Source organism: Aliisedimentitalea sp. MJ-SS2, from assembly GCF_032586155.1.
In the GTDB taxonomy this organism is placed as follows: Bacteria; Pseudomonadota; Alphaproteobacteria; order Rhodobacterales; family Rhodobacteraceae; genus JAWHTC01.
On sequence record NZ_JAWHTC010000004.1, the window covers coordinates 256593 to 277806 of the forward strand.

Here is a 21214-nt window from a genome sequence, read left to right on the forward strand (position 1 = left end):
CTCACGCGATTATCTGGAAAAGCCGAAGAGTGATTTGGCCATTCCTGGGAAACCGGGTTGTTGCCTATGGGAAGCTTTTTCGGCAGGGTTCAAGTATACGGAGGCATACAGGAGCGCGGGCCATGGTCGAACGGGTGGAGAAATACGGGCTGCGAGTGGCTCGAGAACTGGTCGATTTCGTCGAAGGGCGGGCCTTACCCGGAACCGGCGTCGAAGTCGAGGCATTCTGGTCGGGTTTTGCAAGCATCCTGCACGAGTTGGGCCCGGAGAACCGACGCCTGTTGGATGTCCGCGAAGAGATGCAGGGCAAGATCGACGCGTGGCATATCCAGAACCGGGACAAGCCGCATGACCACGAAGCGTACAAAGCGTATTTGGGCGACATCGGCTACTTGTTGCCCGAGGGAAAGGATTTCCAGATCGACACGAGCAACGTCGATCCCGAGATCGCCGAAGTGCCGGGGCCGCAGCTTGTCGTGCCGATTACAAATGCGCGGTATGCGCTGAATGCGGCGAACGCGCGCTGGGGATCGCTGTATGATTGCCTGTACGGCACAGATGCGATGGGAAGTTTGCCACCAAGCGGCGGGTTCGAGCGTGGCCGCGGCGCGCGCGTCGTAGCGCGGGCGCGGGTGTTTCTGGACGAGACATTTCCGATCGAAGGAACCTCACATTGTGATGTGCGGCGCTACCGAGTGAAGGACGGGGTGCTATTGGCGGATGATCATCCGTTGGTGCAACCGGAGAAATTCTCAGGTTACATCGGTGATCCTCGGGCACCGGATTCCGTTCTTCTGATCAATAACGGGTTGCATGTCGAGCTGGTCTTTGACCGGGCGCATCCCATCGGGTCGCGCGATCAGGCGCTCTTGGCCGATGTTCGGCTGGAAAGCGCGATGTCGGCCATCATGGACTGCGAGGACTCGGTCGCCTGTGTCGATGCCGAGGACAAGGTTCTGGCCTATTCCAACTGGCTTGGCCTGATGAAGGGCGATCTGGAGGCCAAGCTGGATAAGGGCGGCAAGACGGTTACGCGGCGGCTGGCCGAGGATCGGGTGTTCACCGCGCCAGACGGAAGCGAGAGGCGCATGAAGGGGCGCGCACTGCTCTGGGTGCGCAATGTCGGGCACCTGATGACCAACCCGGCGATTTTGGATCGAGACGGCAACGCGGTTTTCGAAGGATTGATGGATGCAGCGATCACCACGCTGATTTCGATGCACGATCTGAAGCGCGAGAGCGGCAATTCGGTGAAAGGCAGCGTCTACGTGGTGAAGCCCAAGATGCACGGACCGGAGGAGGTGGCTTTTGCCGATCGGATTTTTGACCGGGTCGAGGACATGCTGGGCCTGCCGCGTCACAGCGTGAAGATCGGGGTGATGGACGAGGAGCGGCGCACGTCCGTGAACCTGAAAGAATGCATCCGGGCGGCCAAGAGCCGGGTGGCTTTTATCAACACCGGTTTTCTTGACCGGACGGGCGACGAGATCCACACATCGATGGAAGCCGGACCGTTCAGCCGCAAGGATTTCATCAAGCGCAAGCCGTGGATCGGGGCCTATGAGCAGCTCAACGTCGATATCGGGTTGGAATGCGGATTGATGGGGCGGGCCCAGATCGGCAAGGGCATGTGGGCGATGCCGGATTTGATGGCGGCGATGCTGGAACAGAAGATCGAGCATCCCAAGTCGGGGGCAAGCTGTGCCTGGGTGCCCAGCCCGACGGCGGCGACCTTGCACGCGTTACATTACCACAAGGTGGACGTGCGCGCAGTTCAGGCCAAGCTGGTCCAAGGGGAGAGGCGCGGGACGAAAAACGCCCTTCTAACCATTCCGGTGGCGCAGTTCCGTGGCTGGAGCAAAGAACAGATTAGCCGCGAGGTGGAAAACAACGCGCAGGGTATCCTTGGATACGTGGTGCGTTGGATCGATGCCGGGGTCGGGTGTTCCAAGGTGCCCGATATCAATGACGTGGGACTGATGGAAGATAGGGCGACCTGTCGGATCAGTTCACAGGCATTGGCGAATTGGCTGCATCATGACGTTGTCGACGCACAGGACGTAATGGCGGCGATGCGCAAGATGGCGGCGGTGGTCGACGGCCAGAACGCGGGTGATCCGACCTATCGGCCGATGGCACCGGGATTTGACGGCATTGCGTTCCAGGCGGCCTGCGATCTGGTATTCAAGGGGCGGGTGCAGCCGTCTGGCTACACCGAACCGGTATTGCACGCACGGCGTCTTGAGTTGAAGGCGACGATGCGGGGCTGAACCTGCGACACGACAGGACGGCGGACCGACCTGTCGCGTTCTCAGCCTCGTTGGTCCGGGGACTAACCTGCCAAGGGTTCGATTTGACGGCGGGCCGTCGCGATCTGATAAATTGCCGACAGAACGACGAGTCCGTAGACGATACGGGCAAGAGCTGTCCCGTCGCCGAAGATCGCCGCGACAAGGTCAAAGTTCAGCGCGCCGACAAGGCCCCAGTTGAGGCCGCCGATGACCAGAAGAATGAAAGTCAGTATGTTGAGCGATTGCATGGTGTTTCTCCTTTGAAGGGTGGGATCAGGGTCGTAGGACGCGGTCGATCACATGAATCACGCCGTTTGAGGCCATGATATCTGCAGTGGTGACGCGTGATTTATTGACGTGGACGCCGTTGGTGCCGTTGATGTGGACGCTCTTGCCCTGAACGGTTTTGACGCGGGTGCGCTGCCCGGCAAGTTGATCAGAAGTGATTGCGCCAGGAACCACGTGGTAGGTTAGCACCGCGACGAGCTTGTCACGGTTTTCAGGCTGCAGCAGCATTTCGACAGTGCCTTTGGGCAGAGCCGCAAAGGCCGCGTCGGTCGGGGCAAAAACCGTGAAGGGTCCTGGAGATTTCAAGGTGTCGACCAGGCCAGCAGCCTGAACGGCGGCGACCAGCGTTTCAAAATTGTCGTTTGAGGCAGCGATGTCGACGATGTCGGGTTGGCCCATCTCGGTGCAGGCGGGCAGGGCGGCGAGCATCGAGAGCCCGGCAATCCCGGCAAGTGCGGTGCGGCGTTGCATATGAAATATTGGGGAACGGGCGCGGCGCAAGAGAGCTGCGCCGCGCTGTGTCGTCAGCCCTGAGGCGGCAGGATGACCTTGTCGATCACGTGGATCACACCGTTTGAGGCGGCGATGTCGGCCGAAACAACCTTGGCGTTGTTGACCATCGGTCCGTTGTCGAGGTCGATGGTGATTTTGCCGCCTTGAACCGTGGCAGCCTGCATGTTGTCAGAAAGGTCCGAGGACATCACCTTGCCGGGCACCACGTGATAGGTGAGCACGGCAACGAGTTGGTCTTTGTTCTCGGGCTTGAGTAGGGTTTCGACGGTGCCTTTCGGCAGGGCGGCGAAGGCCTCATCCGTAGGAGCGAAAACGGTGAACGGGCCATCGCCCTTGAGCGTGTCGATCAGACCGGCGGCGGTCAGCGCGGCGGCCAGCGTGTTGAAGCTGCCTGCACCGACGGCGGTGTCGACGATATCGGCGCTGCCGGCTGTTGCGACGATCGGCGTGAGTGCCAGACCGGCAATCATGGTGAAGTCCTTGATGCTGGGAACCTTGAGCGACATGGAGTTTCCTTTCGATTGGGTTGCACGGCGGGGTGCCGCTTGTGAGGTATTTATTGATGTGCAAAAAAATTTCACACAATGCACAATTTCGTGATGGTAAATAAAATTGAATACTGTGAAAAAGAGCGCTAGAAACATTGCGCATGAGGAAAGAAATAGGAGCCGTAGCGATGAGCGACACGTTAAGCGAGGGTCTTGAAACCTATCGAATCGGGCCGAAGTTGCGTGAGCTCAGGCTGGCCAAGGGGCTGGCACTGGCCCAGCTTGGCGATCACACCGGTCTATCGGCAGGGATGCTTTCAAAGATCGAGCGCGGGCAGGTGTTTCCGACCTTGCCGACGCTGCTGCGCATCGCATTGGTGTTCGGGGTGGGCTTGGATCACTTCTTTGCTGAAGGAGCTGAAAAGCCGATTGTGGAAGTGGTACGGGCGCGGGATCGATTGAAACTACCCGATACACCCCAGGGGGAGCCCGCGTTTCATTTCGAAAGCCTCGATTTCCCGGTGTCAGACAGCAGGTTGGGGGCCTATCTGGCCGAGTTTCCGGGCGGTGGGCCGATGACGGAGCCCCATGCCCATGCCGGAGTGGAACTGATCTATGTGCTGAGCGGTACCCTGGAGATCGGCATTCATGACGGGATCAGGATGTTGGACAAGGGGGATTCGATCTATTTCGAGTCGGGCTTCGACCATACCTACCGGGCAGCCGGGGGAGAGGGCGCGCAGGCGCTTGTGGTTGTGACCAGTTCCTGAGAAGCGTGCGCGCTTGCAGAGGTAGGTTTGCGCGCTTTGCTGTTTCATTCATGTCATTGTCATATTATCAAAGACGCAAAGGACACGGAGACCCATATGCGACGCCCAGTGGTTGGCATCATCGGCAATCAGCACATGATCAATGACACCTACGAGGTGCATGCGGGCGGGTCGATGACTTCGGATGCGGTGGCGAACGTGTCGAATTGCTTGCCGTTGCTGATCCCGTCAGACCCGCGCTACGTGAGCGTTGATGAGCTCTTGGACGTCTGTGACGGGTTTGTCCTGACCGGGGGGCGGCCCAATGTGCATCCCGAGGAATATGGTCATGAGGAAACCCCGGCGCATGGGGATTTTGACCGCTGCCGCGATGCGATCACCCTGCCGTTGGTGCGCAAATGTGTCGAAAGTGGGCAGCCGTTTTTTGGCATCTGCCGGGGCTACCAGGAAGTCGCCGTCGCGATGGGGTCGACCCTGCACCCGGAAATCCGCGACCTGCCGGGGCGTGACAATCACCGGATGCCGCCCGAGGGTACATTGGAAGAGAAATTCGCGATGCGCCACGTGGTGACGGTGAGCGAAGGCGGGCCGTTCGAGCAGGTGCTGGGCGCCCGCGAAGTGATGACCAATTCCCTGCATGGCCAGGGGATCTGCAACGCGGGGGAACGGGTTGTCATCGACGGTTATGCCCCCGACGGCACGCCTGAGGCGATCTATGTCAAGGATGCGCCGGGGTTTACCCTGTCGGTACAGTGGCATCCTGAATGGCAGGCGGGGCTCGACCCGGTCTCGCGGCCCCTGTTCGAGGCGTTTGGTGACGCCGTGCGTGCCTGGGCCGAGGAGCGGCGGGCGATGCCGATGCTGAAATCAGCGTGAGAGGGTGGCCTGAAGCGGACCTTCACCGCAATCTTCGTTAATGTTTACTCTGCGGGACTAGTCGGCCTGATGCAATTGCAGCATACGCATTGAGTTTCGGACGAAACTCGAAAGACTTATCAGGTGTTGGCTACGGGGCGAGGGCGCAAGACTGGTAATATGAGGATGTTTGCGGCGTACTGAGATTGGGTGAGGAAAAAAACGTCTTTCAGTTTTGAAATGAGTAAAAGGAAGATCGGGCCTTTGGGGGCAACGCCCCCAAAGGCCGGTTTTCTCAGTGACCTAAGAAGAAGGCCGCACGCTCCAGTCCGAGATCGGAACGAACAGGAACTTCACTTTGCGTTTGCCTTTCAAACGGTAGATTTCATTTTCGGGCATCCCTGGAAGGGCCACGCCGGTGGTGCAAAGGTGGAAGCCGGGATCGTTCGTAAGGACAATACGGGGGTCACCCTCGGAAATCTGCGAGTTCAGTGATGCCACGTAGTAGCCATCGGGGTTTGGTTTCACATCCCACAACGAGGTTATCTCGTTTTCGTGGCCTGCGCCGCAGAAGCGTTCGATACGGCTGTCCGCATTAGCAGCGCCCGTAATGGTGGCGGCGGTGAGGGCGGCGATGATGGTAGTCGATTTCATGTGTCTGGTCCTTTCATTGGCTGCCGTGCGCGGCTAGTCCGCAGGGGGGCGAATCTTGCCAACTGAACGGCGGATCGGTTATGTTAGAAGGGCATTGGGGGTGCTGAAATGTCCCGAACCGACCCCGAAAAAACACTGAAATCTTCTGAAATCTTTCGAGTTGGTGATTTCCTATTCGACCCGAAACGGCTTCAGTTGCAAAACCTTGACCACGAGCGCGAGGCCTTGCGCAGTCAAAGCGCGCAGGTTCTGGCGGAATTGTTAAAAGACCCGGGCGTCGTTGTCAGCAAGGACGCGTTGGTCCAATCGGTCTGGGCCGACACTTTTGTCACCGACGACAGCCTTGTCCAGTGCATCTCCGATATCCGCCGTGCCATCGGCGACAGCGACTATTCGATCATTCAGACCATACCTAAGCAAGGCTATCTCGTGATCGCCGAACCCTACGCACCTGAAATCGATACGGAGCGGACGAAAAAGCTCTCCGGCAATTCCGGGCCCGGCTTCCAATCGAAATACCTCGTGGTCGCCGCTCTGGCCGTTTTGGCTATCGGTGTCAGTGCCTACTCGTTCTGGCCGACCGAACCTCTACCCATCGAAAAAAAATCGGTGCCACTGCCAACCGGCCCGCGTATCGCGCTCATTCCGTTCGAGAACCTGGGCGAGGATCCCAACGACACCTTCTTCAGTGAGGGCCTCACGCGGGACATCAACGCGCAGCTATCCCGGTTCTCGAACCTCTTTGTCATTGCCCCAACGGCCGGGGAGGCTTTTCGCGACAACCCCGACTGTGAAACCATTCGCGAGGAACTGCGGGCGGATTACATCCTGACTGGCACCGTCCAGAGGTACAATCAGCGTCTGCGCGTCACAACGGCGTTCCAGGATGCCGAAACCTGCCTGCAACTGCCACCGCCCGGCCCGTTCGACCGCGACATGAGTATCGCCGATGTTCTCGATATCCAGCTTGAGATTGCCAGCCAGGTGGCGGCCGAAGTTGGTTCAGGCGATGCGCCGCTCTTCAACGTGGCCGTCCAGCGCGAGATTCGTGAAAAGGCGCCCGAAAGTCTCGACGCCTATGAATGCGTTCTGCTTTCCTACTGGTTCTACCAGACATTCGGTCTTGAGGCGCATCGTCGGGCTCGCGCTTGCCTGGAGCGAACAGTGAAAGAGGAACCGGGGTATTCGCTGGGTTGGTCCCGATTGGCCTTTACCTATCTGGAATCCAAGAAACGTGCGCACGACACGCCCCCGGATTGGGCCGAGTTGGCCCGTGTTGCTGCCAACAATGCATTCGACACTGATCGGGACAATCCGGATGCCTATTATGCAATGGCCATTCGCAGCAGAATGTTAGGAGAGGATATCTCTGTGTTCCGATCCCTTGCGGAAAGGGCGATCACGCTGAATCCAAACGACTCTTGGATTCTTGCCGACCTCGGTATTTTTCTTGCCTATTCTGGTGCGTGGGAAGAAGGAAAAGAATGGATTACGAGAGCGAGAGCGCTAAATCCCAAATTGCATATTGGTTATACAAATGCATGGGTTCTGCATGCTTTCGTTCGGGGTGATTATGCCGAGGCTCGCAATTACCTTTTAAATATGCCCAAGCATGGCCCGATGAATTGGGTTCCTTTGACAGCCAGCTATGCGCTGAATGGCGAACAAGAGATGGCGGAAGAGACCTTGGCGCACATCCAAACAAACTGGCCCGACTTCCTCAAAGACCCGCTCGCCCCGTTCCGGGCCAGGAGCATGCCGCAGCAGTTGATCGACAAGCTGATGATGGGCCTTGACCGAGCGGGTTACGAGATTCCATCAGAATAGGAACGACTTGCAGTCGGTCCAATTAGGTGGCGATGGCCGAATTGCCGCGAGAACGACAAGTGGCTGCTATTCTGGCCGCAGCGCAGAATTTCCTTTGGACCAGATCTGGTGCACGGGTTTTCTGCGACTGCAAGCCAAACAATCGATGCGACCGCTTGGGCTCGAACCGGCCATTCGCCGAATTAACGCTGATTATCTGCTCAGGGCCAATGTGCTTGGTCACAGCTCAAGGACGAAATGACTGTTTTTGCCCAAAACCCCGCATCAGGGCGTCAATGAGATGTGTTGCCCGTCGAAACAGGATCACGCAACCAAGGGCATCTCGCAGGGCTTGGCCGTGAACATCCGCGACAGGAGTGTGGCGCTTTCATGTGCCTTCAGGCAACGACGCGCGGTGGGACCATGGGCGGCAAGGTTGTCGCGCAGGTTCGGATAGGCGGTGAACATTTCTTCCTGTACCAGCGGATGCAGCGCCATGAGGCCCTGGTCCGCCAGGTGGAAGCTTTCAGTTTCGGCGCCTTCGGCATAGATCACCTGGTGTCGATCGAACATCAGGTGAATGTAGGTCACGCGCTCGCGGGGGGTGGTTTCCGCGCCTTGGAAATCGAGCATGTGGGTGGCGGGAACGAAGACTTCGGCATCACCAAAGAATAGTTCGGCACGCCAATCCGAGATAAGCATGCGGTGCTGCGGCGATACCGTCAGTGGGCGGCGCGCGCCGGTGAGTTTGGGGGCGAGCGTCACCGGGGCGTGTTTTCCTGTCCCCGATACATCGCTGAGACCGGTCCAACCCAGGCGCTGCGGGCCATCATCCTTGGTCAGGATCATGTCACCGGGGCGCAGGTCCTCGACCGGGCGCTCGCCATCTGGGGTGGCGATCATCGTGCCGGGGGTGAAGCAGATGATGTGCTCAATATTGGTGAAGGTGACGACGGTGCCATCCAGCATGGTGATGGTGCCGTCGAACGCGTCAGGATCGCCCACGGAAGGCGAGAAGGTCAGGGTTGTGCGGTCGCCCAGACCGTTGAGGTCGAGCGTGTCACCGCCGGGTTCACCGGTGGTGCCGCCATCGATGGTGATGGTGCTGGCACCGGCCTCGCCCAGATCGGTGAGGATGAAGAGATCTTCGCCTTCACCACCATAGGCGTCGTCGCCTTCGGCGAGAAAGAAACTGTCATTGCCGAGCCCGCCAAACAAGTCGTCGGCACCGATGCCGCCCAAGAGAGTGTCATCACCCTCTTCACCGTAAATTGAATCGTTGCCCAATCCGGAAGCAATATAGTCTGCACCAGCACCTGCCATGACCGAGTCATTGTCGCCGCCTGCGGACCCGGGTTGCAGTGGGTTGCCGTCGCCATTGTCGATCCGGTCGCCTTCGAGATCACCATTGTAGTTCGCGTCAATCGTGTCGGCCCCGCTTGTGCCTTCAACGATATAATCTGGCGCAGGTTCAAGCGTGATGTTCTGGAGATCTGCGGCGCCGTTTCCGAACGCATCCATTTCAGCCTGCGTCGCGGTCTCATCAGGCATGAAGGTCAGGCGGGTTGTATCGCCTGCTGATGGATAGTCGTGGACTGTGATGATAATAACAGCAGAGCCCTCGAACTGGTCAGGGATTTGCTGCGCGCCATCGTTGTTCAGCGTCGGAAGGGTCGCCGCCAGTTCGAAGGTGAAGTCATACAAGACGCCGCCGATTTCAATCTGCGTATCAGGGTCAGGCGCGCCGCCGTTGGGTTCCAGGAATAGGTCGCCATTTGTGCCGGAAGCCACAAACGTGATCTGCGTCGCCGGGTCGCCAGTGAGGTTCAGTGCAGGGTTGTTTGCGCTGTTGCTGTCGGTTCTCGCCCAGAAAGTCAGTGACATCGGCCTTGCTCGCTTATCTTAGTTTGTCGTGACATCGCCGCGTCGTCATCAAGATTGCCCGCAACCAGGGCTGCGGTAGAGAACAGGTTCTCGCCATAGCCTGCCGGTCCACCAAGACCTGAAACCATTGTTGCCATCGTGCTGCCTCACAACCTTGCCTGGCGTGTCGGTCTTGCGCCGAGTGCTGCCAGGACCCCGATACCACGGGGGGTTACTTCCAGAGTGGATACAAAACGGGTGAGGCCGGATTGCGCGGCATTTGAGAAAAGTTTGCGACAAATGTGGCGAAAATCCGGATAGATCGGCCCAAAAGCCAGTTTCCAGCCACATTCGGATGCCGGAACACGAACAATCCCGGCAACTGGCCGGGATTGTCATGCCATTTGCATGGTCTGCAGTTCAGAGATCGGTGCGCAAATGCCAGAGTTCGGGGAACAATTCCACGTCGAGCATCCGCGACAAGTAGCTGGTGCCCGAGGTGCCGCCGGTGCCGCGTTTGAAGCCGATGATCCGAGCCACCGTGGTCAGGTGGTTGAAGCGCCAGCGGCGGAAGTAATCCTCGAGATCAACCAGTTTCTCGGCCAGCTCGTAAAGCTCCCAATGGGTTTCGGGGGCGGTGTAGACCGCCCGCCAGGCGCTGGCGACGATTGGGTCAGGCTGATGCGGGATTGAGAGGTCACGGGTCAGCACGTGGTTCGGCACGGGCAGGCCGGATTTGGCCAGCGCCTGCAGGGCTACGTCATAGAGCGAGGGTTGGGTGAGTTCGGCTTCTAGCGTTGCCAGTAGGTCGGGCCGGTGGGCATGGGGGCGCAGCATGGCCGGGTTGCGGTTGCCCAGCAGAAACTCGATCTGGCGGTATTGCCAGGACTGGAAACCCGAACTTTGGCCGAGGCTGTCACGAAAGCGGGTATAGTCGCTCGGTGTCATGGTGCGCAGCACGTCCCAGGCGGAATTGAGCTGTTCGAAGATGCGGGCGACCCGCGACAGCATCTTGAAGGCCGGGCGCGTGTCGCCGGTTTGCAACTGTGTGCGGGCGGCAGCCAGTTCGTGGATCGCGAGTTTCATCCAGAGCTCGGATGTCTGGTGCTGGATGATGAACAGCATCTCGTCATGGGCGTCGGATTGCGGATGCTGGGCGGAAAGGACCGGATCGAGATCGAGATAATCGGTATAGCTCATCCGCCCGTCAAAGGTCATCTGGGCGCCATCGTTTGCGGGGTCATAGGGGGTGTTGGTCATTGGCGGTCTCCTGAAATTGGCGTGGGTGGTGCGTGAAATCACGCACCCTACGGTGTCAGGAGGTCAGTGGCGGGTGAGACGCGTGGACATGCCGAGGCGGCGCCAGAGGGCGATCCAGCCGGAAGGACGGCAGAGGGGTAGGAGCAGAGCGCCAGTCACGTGACGCGCGCGCGCGTCTTGTATTCGGGCGCGTCCCAGAGGTTGTTGGTCATCACGTCTTCGAGGATCTGAGCGGCGCGGGTGACATCATCGGCGTCAATGAACAGAGGCGTGAAGCCAAAACGCATGATATCCGGGGCGCGAAAATCGCCGATCACGCCGCGGGCAATCAGGGCCTGCATGGCAGCGTAACCTTCGTTGAAATGGAACGAGACCTGGCTGCCGCGCATGTTGGGGTCGCGCGGTGAGGCCAGAGTGAGCATCGGGCAGCGGGATTCGACCTCTTTGATGAACAATTCGGTCAGCTCGATCGAACGGGCGCGGACCTCGTCCATTGTGGTCATGTCCCAGATATCGAGCGCGGCTTCGAGCGCGGTCAGAGCCAGCACCGGCGGGGTGCCGACACGCATCCGCTCGATGCCCGCGCCGGGGCGGTAACTCTGCTCGAAGGCGAAAGGCGCGTCATGGCCGAGCCAGCCCGACAGGGCCGGAGAGGTGGCTTCGGCATGGCGCGGGGCGACATAGATGAAGGCCGGCGCGCCGGGGCCGCCGTTAAGGTATTTGTAGGTGCATCCCACCGCGAAGTCTGCATTTGCCCCGGCGAGGTCCACCGGCGTGGCGCCCGCGGTATGGGCCAGATCCCAGACCGTAAGAACTCCTTTTTCATGGGCCAATGCGGTCAGGGCCTTCATGTCATGCAGGCGGCCGGTACGGTAGTCGACCTCGGTGATGAGGGTCACCGCGACCTCTTCGGTGATGTTGTTGGCGACCTCTTCCGGGGCGACAATGCGCAACTGGTGGCCTGCGTTCAGCGATTTGATCAGGCCCTCGGCCATGTAGAGATCAGACGGAAAGTTGCCGCTGTCGCTGAGGATCACCTTGCGGTCGGGGTTGAGCGCCAGCGCCGAGGCGAGCGCCTGGTAGACTTTGATCGAAAGCGTGTCGCCGATCACCACGTGGCCCGGTTTGGCCCCGATCAGCCGGGCGATGCGGTCGCCGACGCGGGTGGGCTGTTCCATCCATCCCGCCTTGTTCCAGCCGGTGATCAGCATCTCGCCCCACTCGTCCTGCATGGTGGCCTGCATCCGCGCCGGCGCAGCAATTGGCAGGGGACCGAGCGAATTGCCATCGAGATAGATCATGCCTTCGGGCAGATGAAACAGGGCCTTGGTGGCTGCAAAGTCGGTCATGGAGGCCTCGATTTATTTTAAGCTTGAAGCTTTAGTATCTGGTGGGCGGCGGCCTGTCCAGTGGGGTAATCGGCCATAATGTCCGGCTCGGGAGTTGGAACCAAACGCGTGTACATATGGCGGTGTCGGATTGAGTATTTGCGCAAAGAAAGAGACAGGTCAGAGACCAAGGTCGGCACGTGCCTTCTTAGGCAGCGCGGCGGCGATCATGTCGAAAGAGGCCTGGATATGAGACTTCAGCTCGGTGTCCGAAAGGCCGGGGCTGTCGTATTGTTGCAGCCATTTCATCCCGCGCGAGGCGAGGTAGGGGGCCGGACGGATGCCGGGGGTGTCCTGCAGAACCTCGAAGGCGATGTCGGAGCATTTGAAGGTGAAGGCATCGCGGCCATCGGCCCAGCCACAGATGGCAAAAACCTTGCCGCCGATCTTCCACACATCCGCGTTGCCCCATTGCACCACGTGGGTGGTGAGGCCGAGACCCGCGCAGAAGCTGTTGAACTCGTCGCGGGTCATCCGTGGGGGCCGACTGCGGGTGTCAAACCTGGCCGCCAGCGATACGGACCTCGGTGCCGTTGGTGCTTTCGCTGAGCGGATTGCAGAGCCAAAGCGCGGCAGCGGCGACCTCTTCGGGCGTGATCAGCTTCTTATGGCGGTTCTGTTGCACCATGATGTCGCGGGCCTCGTCTGCCGAGACACCGGCCCGGGCGGCGATGGCATCGGTGTTGCGGCTGACGATCGGGGTGTCGACATAGCCCGGGCAGATCGAGTTGAACGTGTAGGGTGCGCCCATGAAATCCTCGGAAAACGAGCGGATCATGCCGATGACGCCGTGTTTCGAGGCGGCATAGGCCCCGGCCCCGGGCGCGCCACGCAGACCGGCGATGGAGGAGATGGCAATTACCCGGCCCCAGTCGGTGTCCAACATCGAGCGCAGGCTTTCGCGGATGGTGAAGAAGCAACCATCGAGGTTGATCGCCATGATCCGGCGCCAGAGCTCGGTGTCGGTCTTGTGCAGTTTGCGGCCCTCGGCGATGCCCGCATTGGCGACGCAGATCTGAATTGGGCCACGGGCGGCGACGGCGGCGTCGATGCCTGCGGCGACCTGCCCTTCGTCGGCAACGTCCATGGCAAGGGGGTGCATACCGTCGCTTGCGACGTCTTCAAGGACAGTCAGGCGGCGGCCGGTGATAGTGACCTGGGCGCCCTCGGCCACCAATGCCTGGGCGATCGCCAGACCGATGCCGGTGCCCCCACCGGTGACCATTGCGTGTTTTCCGTCAAGTGTGCCCATTGTTCGCTCCCTTTGTGTTGGCGCAAGGGTAGCAAGGAAGGGGCAGGGTGCAAGCAGCCCGTTGCGTCACGGGACAATCGTCGTATCGAGACGCGAGGGGTCAGCCCTCTGGCATTACCTGGACCAGGCGGGCAGCGATCGCGTCGGCATTGCCGGGATAGACCGGAAGGCCACGGGGCAGCCAGCCCTGACCGCGTGGGCCGCCGGCGATGCCTTCGGTCACGTCGACAAGGCCGGGGAAACCCTGGGCGGCTAGTATCTTGATCAACTGACCGGTGCGGTTGCCGGTGCGGCAGATCATTGCCATCGGCTTGGCCATGTCGGCCTTGCGTAGGGCAACAATGGAATTGATGAAATGCTCCTGCTGCGTCATGTCCAGCGCAATGGCGCCTTCGGGAATGCCGGTCTGGGCCCATTCCGGCGGGGTGCGAATGTCGATCAGGATGATCTCGCCCGCTTTGGCCTTGGCGTAGGCTTCGTCTGCATCCATCACGGAGGTCGGCGCGGCCTGGGCGAAGGAAGCCTGCGGAAGGGCTGTGGCAAAAACCAGTGCTGCACCGGACAGGAGAAACCCACGGCGGGTCAGAGAGGAAGGCAGTATCGGCATTGCTCGTAGGTCCTTTGATTGTGTCGCGTTTGATCAGATTCTAGTCATTGATCCAGGAGGTTGATAGGTCAAGAGAGGGCGAGTGCGACCATATGTCGATACACGGTTTCGTGAATTGTGCGCTTGCAAGGGTCACGGCGCAGCCATGGACATTTGCCGCAGTGCGGCTATAGAGGGGCCAGCTTGCAAGGGGACGCTATGATGAGGACATCCATTCGCGCCATTGGGCTGGCAACGGTGCTTGGCCTTGCGGTTTTGCCGATGGTAGTGCAGGCCGATGATGAGGCGGTGGCCGAGGCGATCACGGATTACATGGACTTCGCCACCGAGACCGCCGGGATCATCTTGGCTGACCAAATCGACAAGGACGTTTTCGAAGCGGCGACCTTTTTCGACGTGCGCAGTGCGGTGGAATACAAAAAGGGTCATATCCCCGGGGCGCGCAACATCGAATGGCGCAGCTTGCCGGGCCGGATCGACGAGATCCCCGAGACCGGGTTGGTCGTGTTTTATTGCAACACCGGGATGCGGTCGGCTCAGGTGACATTTGCGGCGCGATTGATGGGGCGGGAGAATGTTCTCGTGATGCAAGGTGGCATGGAAGAATGGCAAAAATCGGCGGCGTACAAGCCATGAACCTGACGCTGAAACAATGGATCGACATTCCGCCGGTGTGGTTGGCGCTGTGTCTGGGTATTGCGTGGTGGCAGTCGGCGGCCTACCCGATGGGTCTCAGCTTTGGTGGAGCAGTGGCAGATTTTCTTGGTGGGCTGTTGGTGGGCGGCGGGCTGGTTCTGATGGCGTTGGCCGTCTACGAAATGCGCCGTCAGCGCACGACGATCATCCCGCATCAGAATGCCAGCGCTCTGGTGCAGTCGGGGATATTCTCGCGTTCGCGCAACCCGATTTACCTGGGCGATGCGATGATCCTGGCTGGTTTGATCCTGTACTGGGACGCGGTGCTTTCCCTGCCGCTGGTGCCGATCTTTGTCTGGTGGATCGAAAAACACTTCATTTTGTCCGAGGAAGACCGGCTGAGACGCAAGTTTCGGGTCGATTTTGCCCGCTATTGCCAAAATACACGGCGTTGGGTTTGACAATTCTCAAGAAGAACCTGCAAGTGGTGTGCGAAATGATGAACAGGTCTGGTTTGCGGCGCCCGGGTGCGACATTCGTACAATCGAACATGTAAGTCAGATGTGACATAACACGCGGCAACCGCGTGAGAGAATTGGGCCGACCCTCGGGGCCGGCCTTTGTAACGAGACAAGCGTAAGCGAGACAAGGGGACCACTGACGTGATAATCGGAACTCCAAAGGAAGTCTTTGAGGGCGAAGCCCGGGTCGCGATGACCCCGGACTCGGCTCTGCAGCTGCAAAAGCTGGGCTATGAGTGCATGATCGAGACCGGGGCCGGGGCGGCCGCTGGTTTTTCGGACAAGGATTACAAGGACGCGGGCGTGACGGTGAAAAAGACCGCCAACGCGCTGTGGAAAGATGCCGAGATCATCGCCAAGGTGCGCCAGCCCGAGGAGGCCGAGCTGAAGCGGTTGGCCAAGGGCAAGACCTTGATCTCGTTCTTCAACCCCGGTGGCAACGAAGACGGCATGGAAGCCGCCAAAGCCAAGGGCGCCAATGTGATCGCCATGGAAATGGTGCCGCGGATTTCTCGCGCCCAGAAGATGGATGCGCTGAGCTCGATGGCGAATATCGCCGGGTATCGGGCGGTGATCGAGGCCGGGAACAATTTTGGCCGGTTCTTTACCGGGCAGATCACGGCGGCCGGTAAGGTGCCGCCTGCCAAGGTTCTGGTTGTCGGCGCCGGTGTGGCCGGTTTGGCCGCGATTGGCACCTCGACCTCGCTGGGCGCAATCACCTACGCCTTCGACGTGCGGCCCGAAGTGGCCGAGCAGGTGGAATCGATGGGCGCCGAGTTCGTCTATCTCGATTTCGAAGAGGAGCAGCAGGACGGCGCGGCCACGGGCGGGTATGCCGCCGTGTCGAGCCCGGAGTTCCGTGAAGCCCAGCTTGCCAAGTTCCGCGAACTGGCCCCGGAAATGGATATCGTGATCACCACCGCGCTGATCCCGAACCGCGAGGCACCGGAGCTGTGGACCGAGGACATGGTCAAGGCGATGAAGCCGGGGTCGGTGATCGTCGACTTGGCTGCCGAGAAGGGTGGTAACTGTAAACTGACCGTGGCGGACGAGAAAATCGTCACCGACAACGGCGTGACCATCATCGGTTATACCGACTTCCCGTCGCGCATGGCGACGCAGTCGTCGATGCTTTACTCGACCAACATCCGTCACATGATGACTGACCTGACCCCGGAAAAAGACGGTCAGATCAATCATGACATGGAAGATGACGTGATCCGCGGCGCGACAGTGACCTTTGAAGGCGACATCACCTTCCCGCCGCCACCACCGAAAATCCAGGCGATTGCGGTGCAGCCCAAGACCGAGGTCAAGGAGCTGACCCGGGAAGAGAAACTGGCGGCCGAAGCGGCTGCATTCAAGGCGCAAACCAAGCAACAGGTGACCCTGTTGGGAGTCGGTGCCGTGCTGATCCTGCTGGCGGGGCTTTATGCACCGGCAAGCTTCATGCAGCACTTCATCGTCTTCGTGCTGGCGGTGTTCGTTGGGTTCCAGGTGATCTGGGGCGTCAGCCACAGCCTTCACACGCCGCTGATGGCGGTCACCAACGCGATTTCGTCGATCATTATCCTGGGCGCATTGATGCAGATCGGATCGGGGTCGTTCCTCGTGATCCTGCTGGCGGCGCTCAGCGTCTTCATGGCCGGGATCAACATCTTCGGCGGTTTCCTTGTCACCCGGCGCATGCTCGCCATGTTCCAGAAATCGTAAAGGGAGGCCGGGGATATGGAATTCGGATTTACGACCGCAGCCTACGTGGTTGCAGCAGTTCTTTTCATCCTGTCGCTGGGTGGTCTTAGCGGTCAGGAAAGCGCAAAACGCGCTGTCTGGTATGGTATTGTCGGTATGGGGCTGGCCGTGGCGGCCACGCTGATCGGGCCCGGGTCCGGCATGTGGCTCTTGTCGATCCTTCTGATCGCAGGCGGCGGTGCGATCGGCACCTATGTGGCGCAGCGCGTCCAGATGACCGAGATGCCGCAGCTTGTGGCGGCGATGCACAGCCTTGTCGGTCTGGCGGCGGTCTTCGTCGGCTTCAACGCCCATTTCGAGATCGGTAACGCGGCGGCTGCCGTGGCCGCCGGTGGCGATGCGGTCAAGGAACTGGGTAGTTTCGGCGCGCTCATTGCCAAGAAGACGGCGGCAGAGATCAACATCCTGAAGATCGAGCTGAGCCTCGGCGTCTGGATTGGTGCGGTGACCTTTACCGGGTCGGTGGTTGCTTATGGCAAGCTGGCGGGCAAATTGACCTCGGCGGCGGAAAAGCTGCCGGGTGGGCATATGCTGAACGCTTCAGCCGCGATCATTTCGTTCGTTTGCTTGATCTGGTATTTCAACACTGGTGGCATGATGCCGCTGATCATCATGACGCTGGCGGCGCTGTTCATCGGCTATCACCTGATCATGGGCATCGGCGGGGCCGACATGCCAGTGGTTGTCTCGATGCTGAACAGCTACTCGGGTTGGGCCGCGGCGGCGATCGGTTTCTCGCTTGGCAACGACCTCTTGATCGTGGTCGGGGCATTGGTCGGCTCGTCCGGTGCGATCCTGTCCTACATCATGTGCAAGGCAATGAACCGTTCGTTCATTTCGGTGATCCTTGGTGGGTTTGGCGGCACGTCCGGTCCGGCGATGGAAGTGGAAGGCGAACAGGTTGCCATTGATGCCGAAGGTGTCGCAGCGGCGCTGGATGATGCCTCGTCGGTCATTATCATTCCAGGTTACGGCATGGCCGTGGCCCAGGCGCAGAACGCGGTCAGCGAGCTCACGCGCAAGCTGCGTGACCAGGGCAAGGAGGTGCGCTTTGCCATCCACCCGGTTGCGGGTCGTCTGCCCGGGCACATGAACGTGCTCCTGGCCGAAGCCAAGGTGCCCTATGACATCGTGATGGAGATGGACGAGATCAACGAGGACTTCCCGGAAACGGATGTGGCCATCGTGATCGGGTCCAACGACATCGTGAACCCGGCGGCACAGGAAGATCCGAACAGCCCGATCGCGGGGATGCCGGTTCTGGAATGCTGGAAGGCCAAGCAGGTGTTCGTGTCCAAACGCGGCCAGGGCACCGGCTATTCGGGCATCGAGAACCCGCTGTTCTATAAAGAGAACACGCGCATGTTCTTTGGCGATGCACGCGAGAGTCTGGACAAGCTGCTGGGCCTGGTCAGCTAAGCTTGAGTGATCTCGAGAGTTGGAAAGGCGTCCTTTGCGGGCGCCTTTTCTTTTTGTGAGGCTGCCCCCTCGGCGGAACGCCCACCCACCCACCCCGTTCCGCCGAGGGGGCGGCGATCGATATGAGCGGGCAACTCGCGTGGCAGGTGTTGGATGCCTCCGGCGGGGATATTTGGGGCAAAAGGAAGAGCATGGGTAGGCTGCCGCGACGTTGTCTTTGACTTGGGGCGCGGGGTGGGTATGGCTGACGGGGCATTGCAGGAGGACGCGCCAGATGAGCCATCATATCGAGATTGCCCGCGAAGCCCGGGTTGTCACAATTACCATCAACCGGCAGGACAAGAAGAACGCCCTGACGCAGGAGATGTACGGCGTCTTGGCGGATACGCTTGTTGCTTATGGCGAGAATAATGACGAACGTGCGCTGGTGATCACCGGGGCAGGCGAGATGTTCACCGCCGGCAATGATCTGGGCGACTTCGCCAAGGGCGATCGCGAGAAAGAGGTGCCTCCGGTGTGGCGCTTCCTGAACGCCATCCGGGATTGTCCCAAGCCGGTAATTGCCGCGGTCAACGGCCCGGCCATCGGCGTGGGGTTGACCATGCTTTTGCATTGCGACCTGGTCTATGCCGGGCGGGCGGCGACCTTTGCCGCGCCATTCGTCAAACTGGGCGTGGTGCCCGAGGCGGGCTCATCGGTGCTCTTGCCTGCGGCGGTGGGTATGGCGATGGCCAACGATATTCTGCTGGCAGGACGGGTGTTGAACGCTGACGAGGCGCTGAAGGTCGGATTGATCTCGCGCGTCTTTGACGCCGACGTGTTGATCGATGAAGTGGGCAAGATTGCCATGGCGATGTCGATGGCCGCGCCGACCTCGATGAAGCTGTCCAAGGGGTTGATCCGTGACGGGCGCGAAGCGCTGGCCGAGCATATGGCGGTAGAGGCGAAGCTGTTCGCGTCCCAGTTGCAGGGGCCGGAGTTTGCCGAGAGCGTGGCGGCGATGGCAGAAAAACGGTTGCCGGATTACGGATGATCAACGCCGGGAGAGTTCGCAATGACACCTTTGGAATTTGGTCAGAAAATCCTGGCCGAGCAACCGTTCAGTGTTCTGTTGGGGGCTGAGCTGACTGAACTGGAGATCGGTCGTGCCGAGTTGCGGCTGCTGCTAAAAGACAAGCATAAACAGCAGCATGGCTTTGCCCATGGCGGTGCGGTGGCCTACCTGGCCGACAACGCACTGACCTATGCAGGGGGTAGCGTACTGAGCAACCCGATCACGCTGGAGATGAAGATCAACTATATCCGGCCAGGGATCGGTACGGCGTTGATTGCGCGCGCCGAGGCGGTATCGTCCGGTAAGCGCCAGGCGGTTTGCGAATGCAAGGCCTATGCGTTGCAGGAAGATGGCGAAGAAAAGCTCTGCGCTGCCGCACTGGGCACGATCATGGCGCGGGATTGAGGCTGGGGGCTGACCCCTGCGCGCTTTTGGCAATTGCGGAAACGCCGTGTGCGGGAGTATTTCTGGCGAGGTGAAGCCGGGGCAGGACAAGGCAGGACCAATGGAAGATCATCCGCTGAGATACGAGCTTGCCAATGAAATGCATGCGCGCCCCTTCATGGCGGTGGATGTGCCGTCGACGGTGGTTTTCCTGGCGCTGAAACGGCCAGGCAATGCGGCGGGCCGAGATCGCGATGCGGATATGGCGCATCTTTGTGCACTGCTCGATCGGCACGGGGCTCCGCACCCCAAGCCCGGTGCCACGCATTTCGTGGGGCAGATCGGGCGGCATTGGCTGAAATGGGAGAGCCACACCGAGGTGGTGACCTATACCGCCTTTCATGAGGGGCTGTCGACGCGGGCGTTCGACCCGGTGGACTTCGAGGTGTTTCCCGAAGATTGGTTGGCCGAAGCACCGGGGATGCGGCTGAGTTCGGCGCTGATCCGGGTGGACCGGATGGGCGACGATGCCGAGATGTCGGCGCGGTTGGCTGAGTGGTTTGTGCCGGAATGCCTGGCGGCCAGCAGGGTGTTGGATGACGCGGCGGTGATGGCAGGAGATTTCCGGATTGATCCTGCCGGACATGCGCGGTTCGCGGTGTTCGTGCGTGAAGGGGTTGGCCAGCGCAGGGTTGGTCGGATCGTGCAGCGGCTTTGCGAGATCGAGACCTACAAGGCCCTTTCCTTGCTGGGATTCGCGCGGGCGCGCCAGTTGTCACCCGAACTGGCCCGCGTTGGCGCAAGTCTGACCTGGCTGGTGGATGAGATGGGCGAGCAGGGTCAGGACGCCGATGCGACGCTGCGCGAGCTTCTGGGCATATCGGGTGAGCTTGAAAAAGTGTCAGCCCAGACTTCGTTCCGCTTCAGTGCGACGGGAGCCTATGAGCAACTGGTGCATGAACGGGTCGAGGTGATGCGCGAGGATCGGTTCGAGGGGCGCCAGACATTTGCCGAATTCATGCTGCGGCGGTTCGATCCTGCGATGCGGACGGTGAAGGCGACTGAAGCGCGGCTGACGGCGATGCTGGCACGTGCCGAGCGGGCCGGGGAGTTGTTGCGCACGCGGGTGGATGTGGAACGTTCAGCGCAGAACCAGGCGTTGTTGGAAAGCATGGATCGGCGGGCGGATTTGCAATTGCGGTTGCAGCGCACGGTCGAAGGGCTGTCAGTGGTCGCGATCTCGTACTACGCGATCAACCTTGTGAGTTATGGGCTTTATCCGTTGGCCAAGTTGGCGGGGATCGAAAAGACCATGCTGACAGCGATGGCAACCCCGGTGGTGGTGCTGATCGTGTGGTGGGTGGTGCGGCGGATACGCAAGGCGCATTGATTAACTGAAGGGTGAACCCGCGC

The 21214-nt window shown here is 60.1% G+C and carries 21 protein-coding genes; 11 read left to right on the plus strand and 10 right to left on the minus strand.

Annotation, left to right across the window (positions count from 1 at the left end; all coding sequences use genetic code 11):
- Nucleotides 1-122 precede the first annotated feature (122 nt).
- Nucleotides 123-2270, plus strand: a complete 2148-nt coding sequence (locus RXV86_RS16420; RefSeq protein ID WP_316301341.1) for a malate synthase G — start codon at nt 123-125, stop codon at nt 2268-2270.
- Nucleotides 2271-2332: 62 nt separating this feature from the next.
- Here RXV86_RS16420 and RXV86_RS16425 read toward each other — a convergent pair whose 3' ends face one another.
- Genes RXV86_RS16425 through RXV86_RS16435 form a run of 3 tightly spaced genes read right to left on the minus strand, consistent with a single transcriptional unit; the run spans nt 2333 to nt 3562 of the window.
- A complete protein-coding gene (locus tag RXV86_RS16425; RefSeq protein WP_316301342.1) occupies nt 2333-2539 on the minus strand; it encodes a DUF378 domain-containing protein in 207 nt (68 codons plus the stop codon).
- 25 nt (nt 2540-2564) lie between these two features.
- A complete protein-coding gene (locus RXV86_RS16430) occupies nt 2565-3050 on the minus strand; it encodes a fasciclin domain-containing protein (RefSeq protein ID WP_316301343.1) in 486 nt (161 codons plus the stop codon).
- A gap of 53 nt (nt 3051-3103) precedes the next feature.
- Nucleotides 3104-3562 (minus strand): fasciclin domain-containing protein, encoded by a 459-nt coding sequence (locus RXV86_RS16435; RefSeq protein ID WP_316301584.1) that lies wholly within the window; start codon nt 3560-3562, stop codon nt 3104-3106.
- Nucleotides 3563-3768: 206 nt separating this feature from the next.
- Between RXV86_RS16435 and RXV86_RS16440 the strand changes: the two genes are divergently transcribed.
- Nucleotides 3769-4350, plus strand: a complete 582-nt coding sequence (locus RXV86_RS16440; RefSeq protein WP_316301344.1) for an XRE family transcriptional regulator — start codon at nt 3769-3771, stop codon at nt 4348-4350.
- A gap of 96 nt (nt 4351-4446) precedes the next feature.
- Entirely contained in the window at nt 4447-5226 is a 780-nt protein-coding gene (locus RXV86_RS16445) for a gamma-glutamyl-gamma-aminobutyrate hydrolase family protein (protein ID WP_316301345.1), read from the plus strand.
- 282 nt (nt 5227-5508) lie between these two features.
- Here the strand turns inward: RXV86_RS16445 and RXV86_RS16450 are convergent, their stop codons facing one another.
- Nucleotides 5509-5859 carry a hypothetical protein gene (locus RXV86_RS16450; RefSeq protein WP_316301346.1) on the minus strand — a complete coding sequence of 117 codons (351 nt, stop codon included), beginning with the start codon at nt 5857-5859 and terminating at the stop codon, nt 5509-5511.
- A gap of 108 nt (nt 5860-5967) precedes the next feature.
- On the opposite strand from RXV86_RS16450, the gene RXV86_RS16455 reads away from it, so the two are divergent.
- Nucleotides 5968-7686: a winged helix-turn-helix domain-containing protein gene (locus RXV86_RS16455; protein WP_316301347.1), complete on the plus strand. Its 1719-nt coding sequence runs from the start codon at nt 5968-5970 to the stop codon at nt 7684-7686.
- Nucleotides 7687-7989: 303 nt separating this feature from the next.
- Here RXV86_RS16455 and RXV86_RS16460 read toward each other — a convergent pair whose 3' ends face one another.
- The 6 genes from RXV86_RS16460 to RXV86_RS16485 all read right to left on the minus strand — a co-directional run bounded on the left by RXV86_RS16460 (nt 7990) and on the right by RXV86_RS16485 (nt 14035).
- A complete protein-coding gene (locus RXV86_RS16460; RefSeq protein ID WP_316301348.1) occupies nt 7990-9549 on the minus strand; it encodes a Hint domain-containing protein in 1560 nt (519 codons plus the stop codon).
- A 399-nt stretch (nt 9550-9948) separates the two neighbouring features.
- The gene (kynA, locus tag RXV86_RS16465) at nt 9949-10788 is read right to left on the minus strand and encodes a tryptophan 2,3-dioxygenase (protein ID WP_316301349.1); all 840 of its coding nucleotides are present in this window, start codon (nt 10786-10788) and stop codon (nt 9949-9951) included.
- Between the two features lie 155 nt (nt 10789-10943).
- Nucleotides 10944-12137, minus strand: a complete 1194-nt coding sequence (gene kynU, locus RXV86_RS16470; RefSeq protein WP_316301350.1) for a kynureninase — start codon at nt 12135-12137, stop codon at nt 10944-10946.
- A 159-nt stretch (nt 12138-12296) separates the two neighbouring features.
- Nucleotides 12297-12650 (minus strand): MmcQ/YjbR family DNA-binding protein, encoded by a 354-nt coding sequence (locus tag RXV86_RS16475; protein ID WP_316301351.1) that lies wholly within the window; start codon nt 12648-12650, stop codon nt 12297-12299.
- Between the two features lie 22 nt (nt 12651-12672).
- On the minus strand, nt 12673-13428 hold the full coding sequence (locus RXV86_RS16480) for an SDR family oxidoreductase (RefSeq protein WP_316301352.1): 756 nt from the start codon (nt 13426-13428) through the stop codon (nt 12673-12675).
- A gap of 100 nt (nt 13429-13528) precedes the next feature.
- Nucleotides 13529-14035: a rhodanese-like domain-containing protein gene (locus tag RXV86_RS16485; RefSeq protein WP_316301353.1), complete on the minus strand. Its 507-nt coding sequence runs from the start codon at nt 14033-14035 to the stop codon at nt 13529-13531.
- A 201-nt stretch (nt 14036-14236) separates the two neighbouring features.
- Between RXV86_RS16485 and RXV86_RS16490 the strand changes: the two genes are divergently transcribed.
- The 7 genes from RXV86_RS16490 (at nt 14237) to RXV86_RS16520 (ending at nt 21191) form a co-directional block, all read left to right on the plus strand.
- A complete protein-coding gene (locus tag RXV86_RS16490; RefSeq protein ID WP_316301354.1) occupies nt 14237-14671 on the plus strand; it encodes a rhodanese-like domain-containing protein in 435 nt (144 codons plus the stop codon).
- Entirely contained in the window at nt 14668-15132 is a 465-nt protein-coding gene (locus tag RXV86_RS16495; protein ID WP_316301355.1) for an isoprenylcysteine carboxylmethyltransferase family protein, read from the plus strand. The genes RXV86_RS16490 and RXV86_RS16495 overlap by 4 nt, the downstream gene beginning before the upstream one ends.
- A 201-nt stretch (nt 15133-15333) precedes the next feature.
- Nucleotides 15334-16905, plus strand: a complete 1572-nt coding sequence (locus RXV86_RS16500; protein WP_316301356.1) for a Re/Si-specific NAD(P)(+) transhydrogenase subunit alpha — start codon at nt 15334-15336, stop codon at nt 16903-16905.
- A 15-nt stretch (nt 16906-16920) separates the two neighbouring features.
- Nucleotides 16921-18363 (plus strand): NAD(P)(+) transhydrogenase (Re/Si-specific) subunit beta, encoded by a 1443-nt coding sequence (locus RXV86_RS16505; protein WP_316301357.1) that lies wholly within the window; start codon nt 16921-16923, stop codon nt 18361-18363.
- A 274-nt stretch (nt 18364-18637) separates the two neighbouring features.
- Entirely contained in the window at nt 18638-19396 is a 759-nt protein-coding gene (locus RXV86_RS16510) for an enoyl-CoA hydratase-related protein (protein WP_316301358.1), read from the plus strand.
- A 21-nt stretch (nt 19397-19417) separates the two neighbouring features.
- Nucleotides 19418-19822 carry a PaaI family thioesterase gene (locus tag RXV86_RS16515; RefSeq protein WP_316301359.1) on the plus strand — a complete coding sequence of 135 codons (405 nt, stop codon included), beginning with the start codon at nt 19418-19420 and terminating at the stop codon, nt 19820-19822.
- Nucleotides 19823-19922: 100 nt separating this feature from the next.
- Nucleotides 19923-21191, plus strand: coding sequence for a DUF3422 domain-containing protein (locus tag RXV86_RS16520; RefSeq protein WP_316301360.1), 1269 nt, complete (start codon nt 19923-19925; stop codon nt 21189-21191).
- Nucleotides 21192-21214 lie beyond the last annotated feature (23 nt).

Bases quoted from the DNA above. Each gene is read 5' to 3' on its own strand.
- RXV86_RS16440 (WP_316301344.1), top strand. From the start codon at position 3,769: ATGAGCGACACGTTAAGCGAGGGTCTTGAAACCTATCGAATCGGGCCG.
- kynA (WP_316301349.1), bottom strand. From the start codon at position 10,788: ATGACCAACACCCCCTATGACCCCGCAAACGATGGCGCCCAGATGACC.
- RXV86_RS16475 (WP_316301351.1), bottom strand. From the start codon at position 12,650: ATGACCCGCGACGAGTTCAACAGCTTCTGCGCGGGTCTCGGCCTCACC.
- RXV86_RS16485 (WP_316301353.1), bottom strand. From the start codon at position 14,035: ATGCCGATACTGCCTTCCTCTCTGACCCGCCGTGGGTTTCTCCTGTCC.
- RXV86_RS16455 (WP_316301347.1), top strand. From the start codon at position 5,968: ATGTCCCGAACCGACCCCGAAAAAACACTGAAATCTTCTGAAATCTTT.
- RXV86_RS16445 (WP_316301345.1), top strand. From the start codon at position 4,447: ATGCGACGCCCAGTGGTTGGCATCATCGGCAATCAGCACATGATCAAT.
- RXV86_RS16515 (WP_316301359.1), top strand. From the start codon at position 19,418: ATGACACCTTTGGAATTTGGTCAGAAAATCCTGGCCGAGCAACCGTTC.
- RXV86_RS16495 (WP_316301355.1), top strand. From the start codon at position 14,668: ATGAACCTGACGCTGAAACAATGGATCGACATTCCGCCGGTGTGGTTG.
- RXV86_RS16480 (WP_316301352.1), bottom strand. From the start codon at position 13,428: ATGGGCACACTTGACGGAAAACACGCAATGGTCACCGGTGGGGGCACC.
- RXV86_RS16510 (WP_316301358.1), top strand. From the start codon at position 18,638: ATGAGCCATCATATCGAGATTGCCCGCGAAGCCCGGGTTGTCACAATT.
- RXV86_RS16430 (WP_316301343.1), bottom strand. From the start codon at position 3,050: ATGCAACGCCGCACCGCACTTGCCGGGATTGCCGGGCTCTCGATGCTC.
- RXV86_RS16425 (WP_316301342.1), bottom strand. From the start codon at position 2,539: ATGCAATCGCTCAACATACTGACTTTCATTCTTCTGGTCATCGGCGGC.
- kynU (WP_316301350.1), bottom strand. From the start codon at position 12,137: ATGACCGACTTTGCAGCCACCAAGGCCCTGTTTCATCTGCCCGAAGGC.
- RXV86_RS16520 (WP_316301360.1), top strand. From the start codon at position 19,923: ATGGAAGATCATCCGCTGAGATACGAGCTTGCCAATGAAATGCATGCG.
- RXV86_RS16420 (WP_316301341.1), top strand. From the start codon at position 123: ATGGTCGAACGGGTGGAGAAATACGGGCTGCGAGTGGCTCGAGAACTG.
- RXV86_RS16450 (WP_316301346.1), bottom strand. From the start codon at position 5,859: ATGAAATCGACTACCATCATCGCCGCCCTCACCGCCGCCACCATTACG.
- RXV86_RS16435 (WP_316301584.1), bottom strand. From the start codon at position 3,562: ATGATTGCCGGTCTGGCACTCACGCCGATCGTCGCAACAGCCGGCAGC.
- RXV86_RS16460 (WP_316301348.1), bottom strand. From the start codon at position 9,549: ATGTCACTGACTTTCTGGGCGAGAACCGACAGCAACAGCGCAAACAAC.
- RXV86_RS16505 (WP_316301357.1), top strand. From the start codon at position 16,921: ATGGAATTCGGATTTACGACCGCAGCCTACGTGGTTGCAGCAGTTCTT.
- RXV86_RS16490 (WP_316301354.1), top strand. From the start codon at position 14,237: ATGAGGACATCCATTCGCGCCATTGGGCTGGCAACGGTGCTTGGCCTT.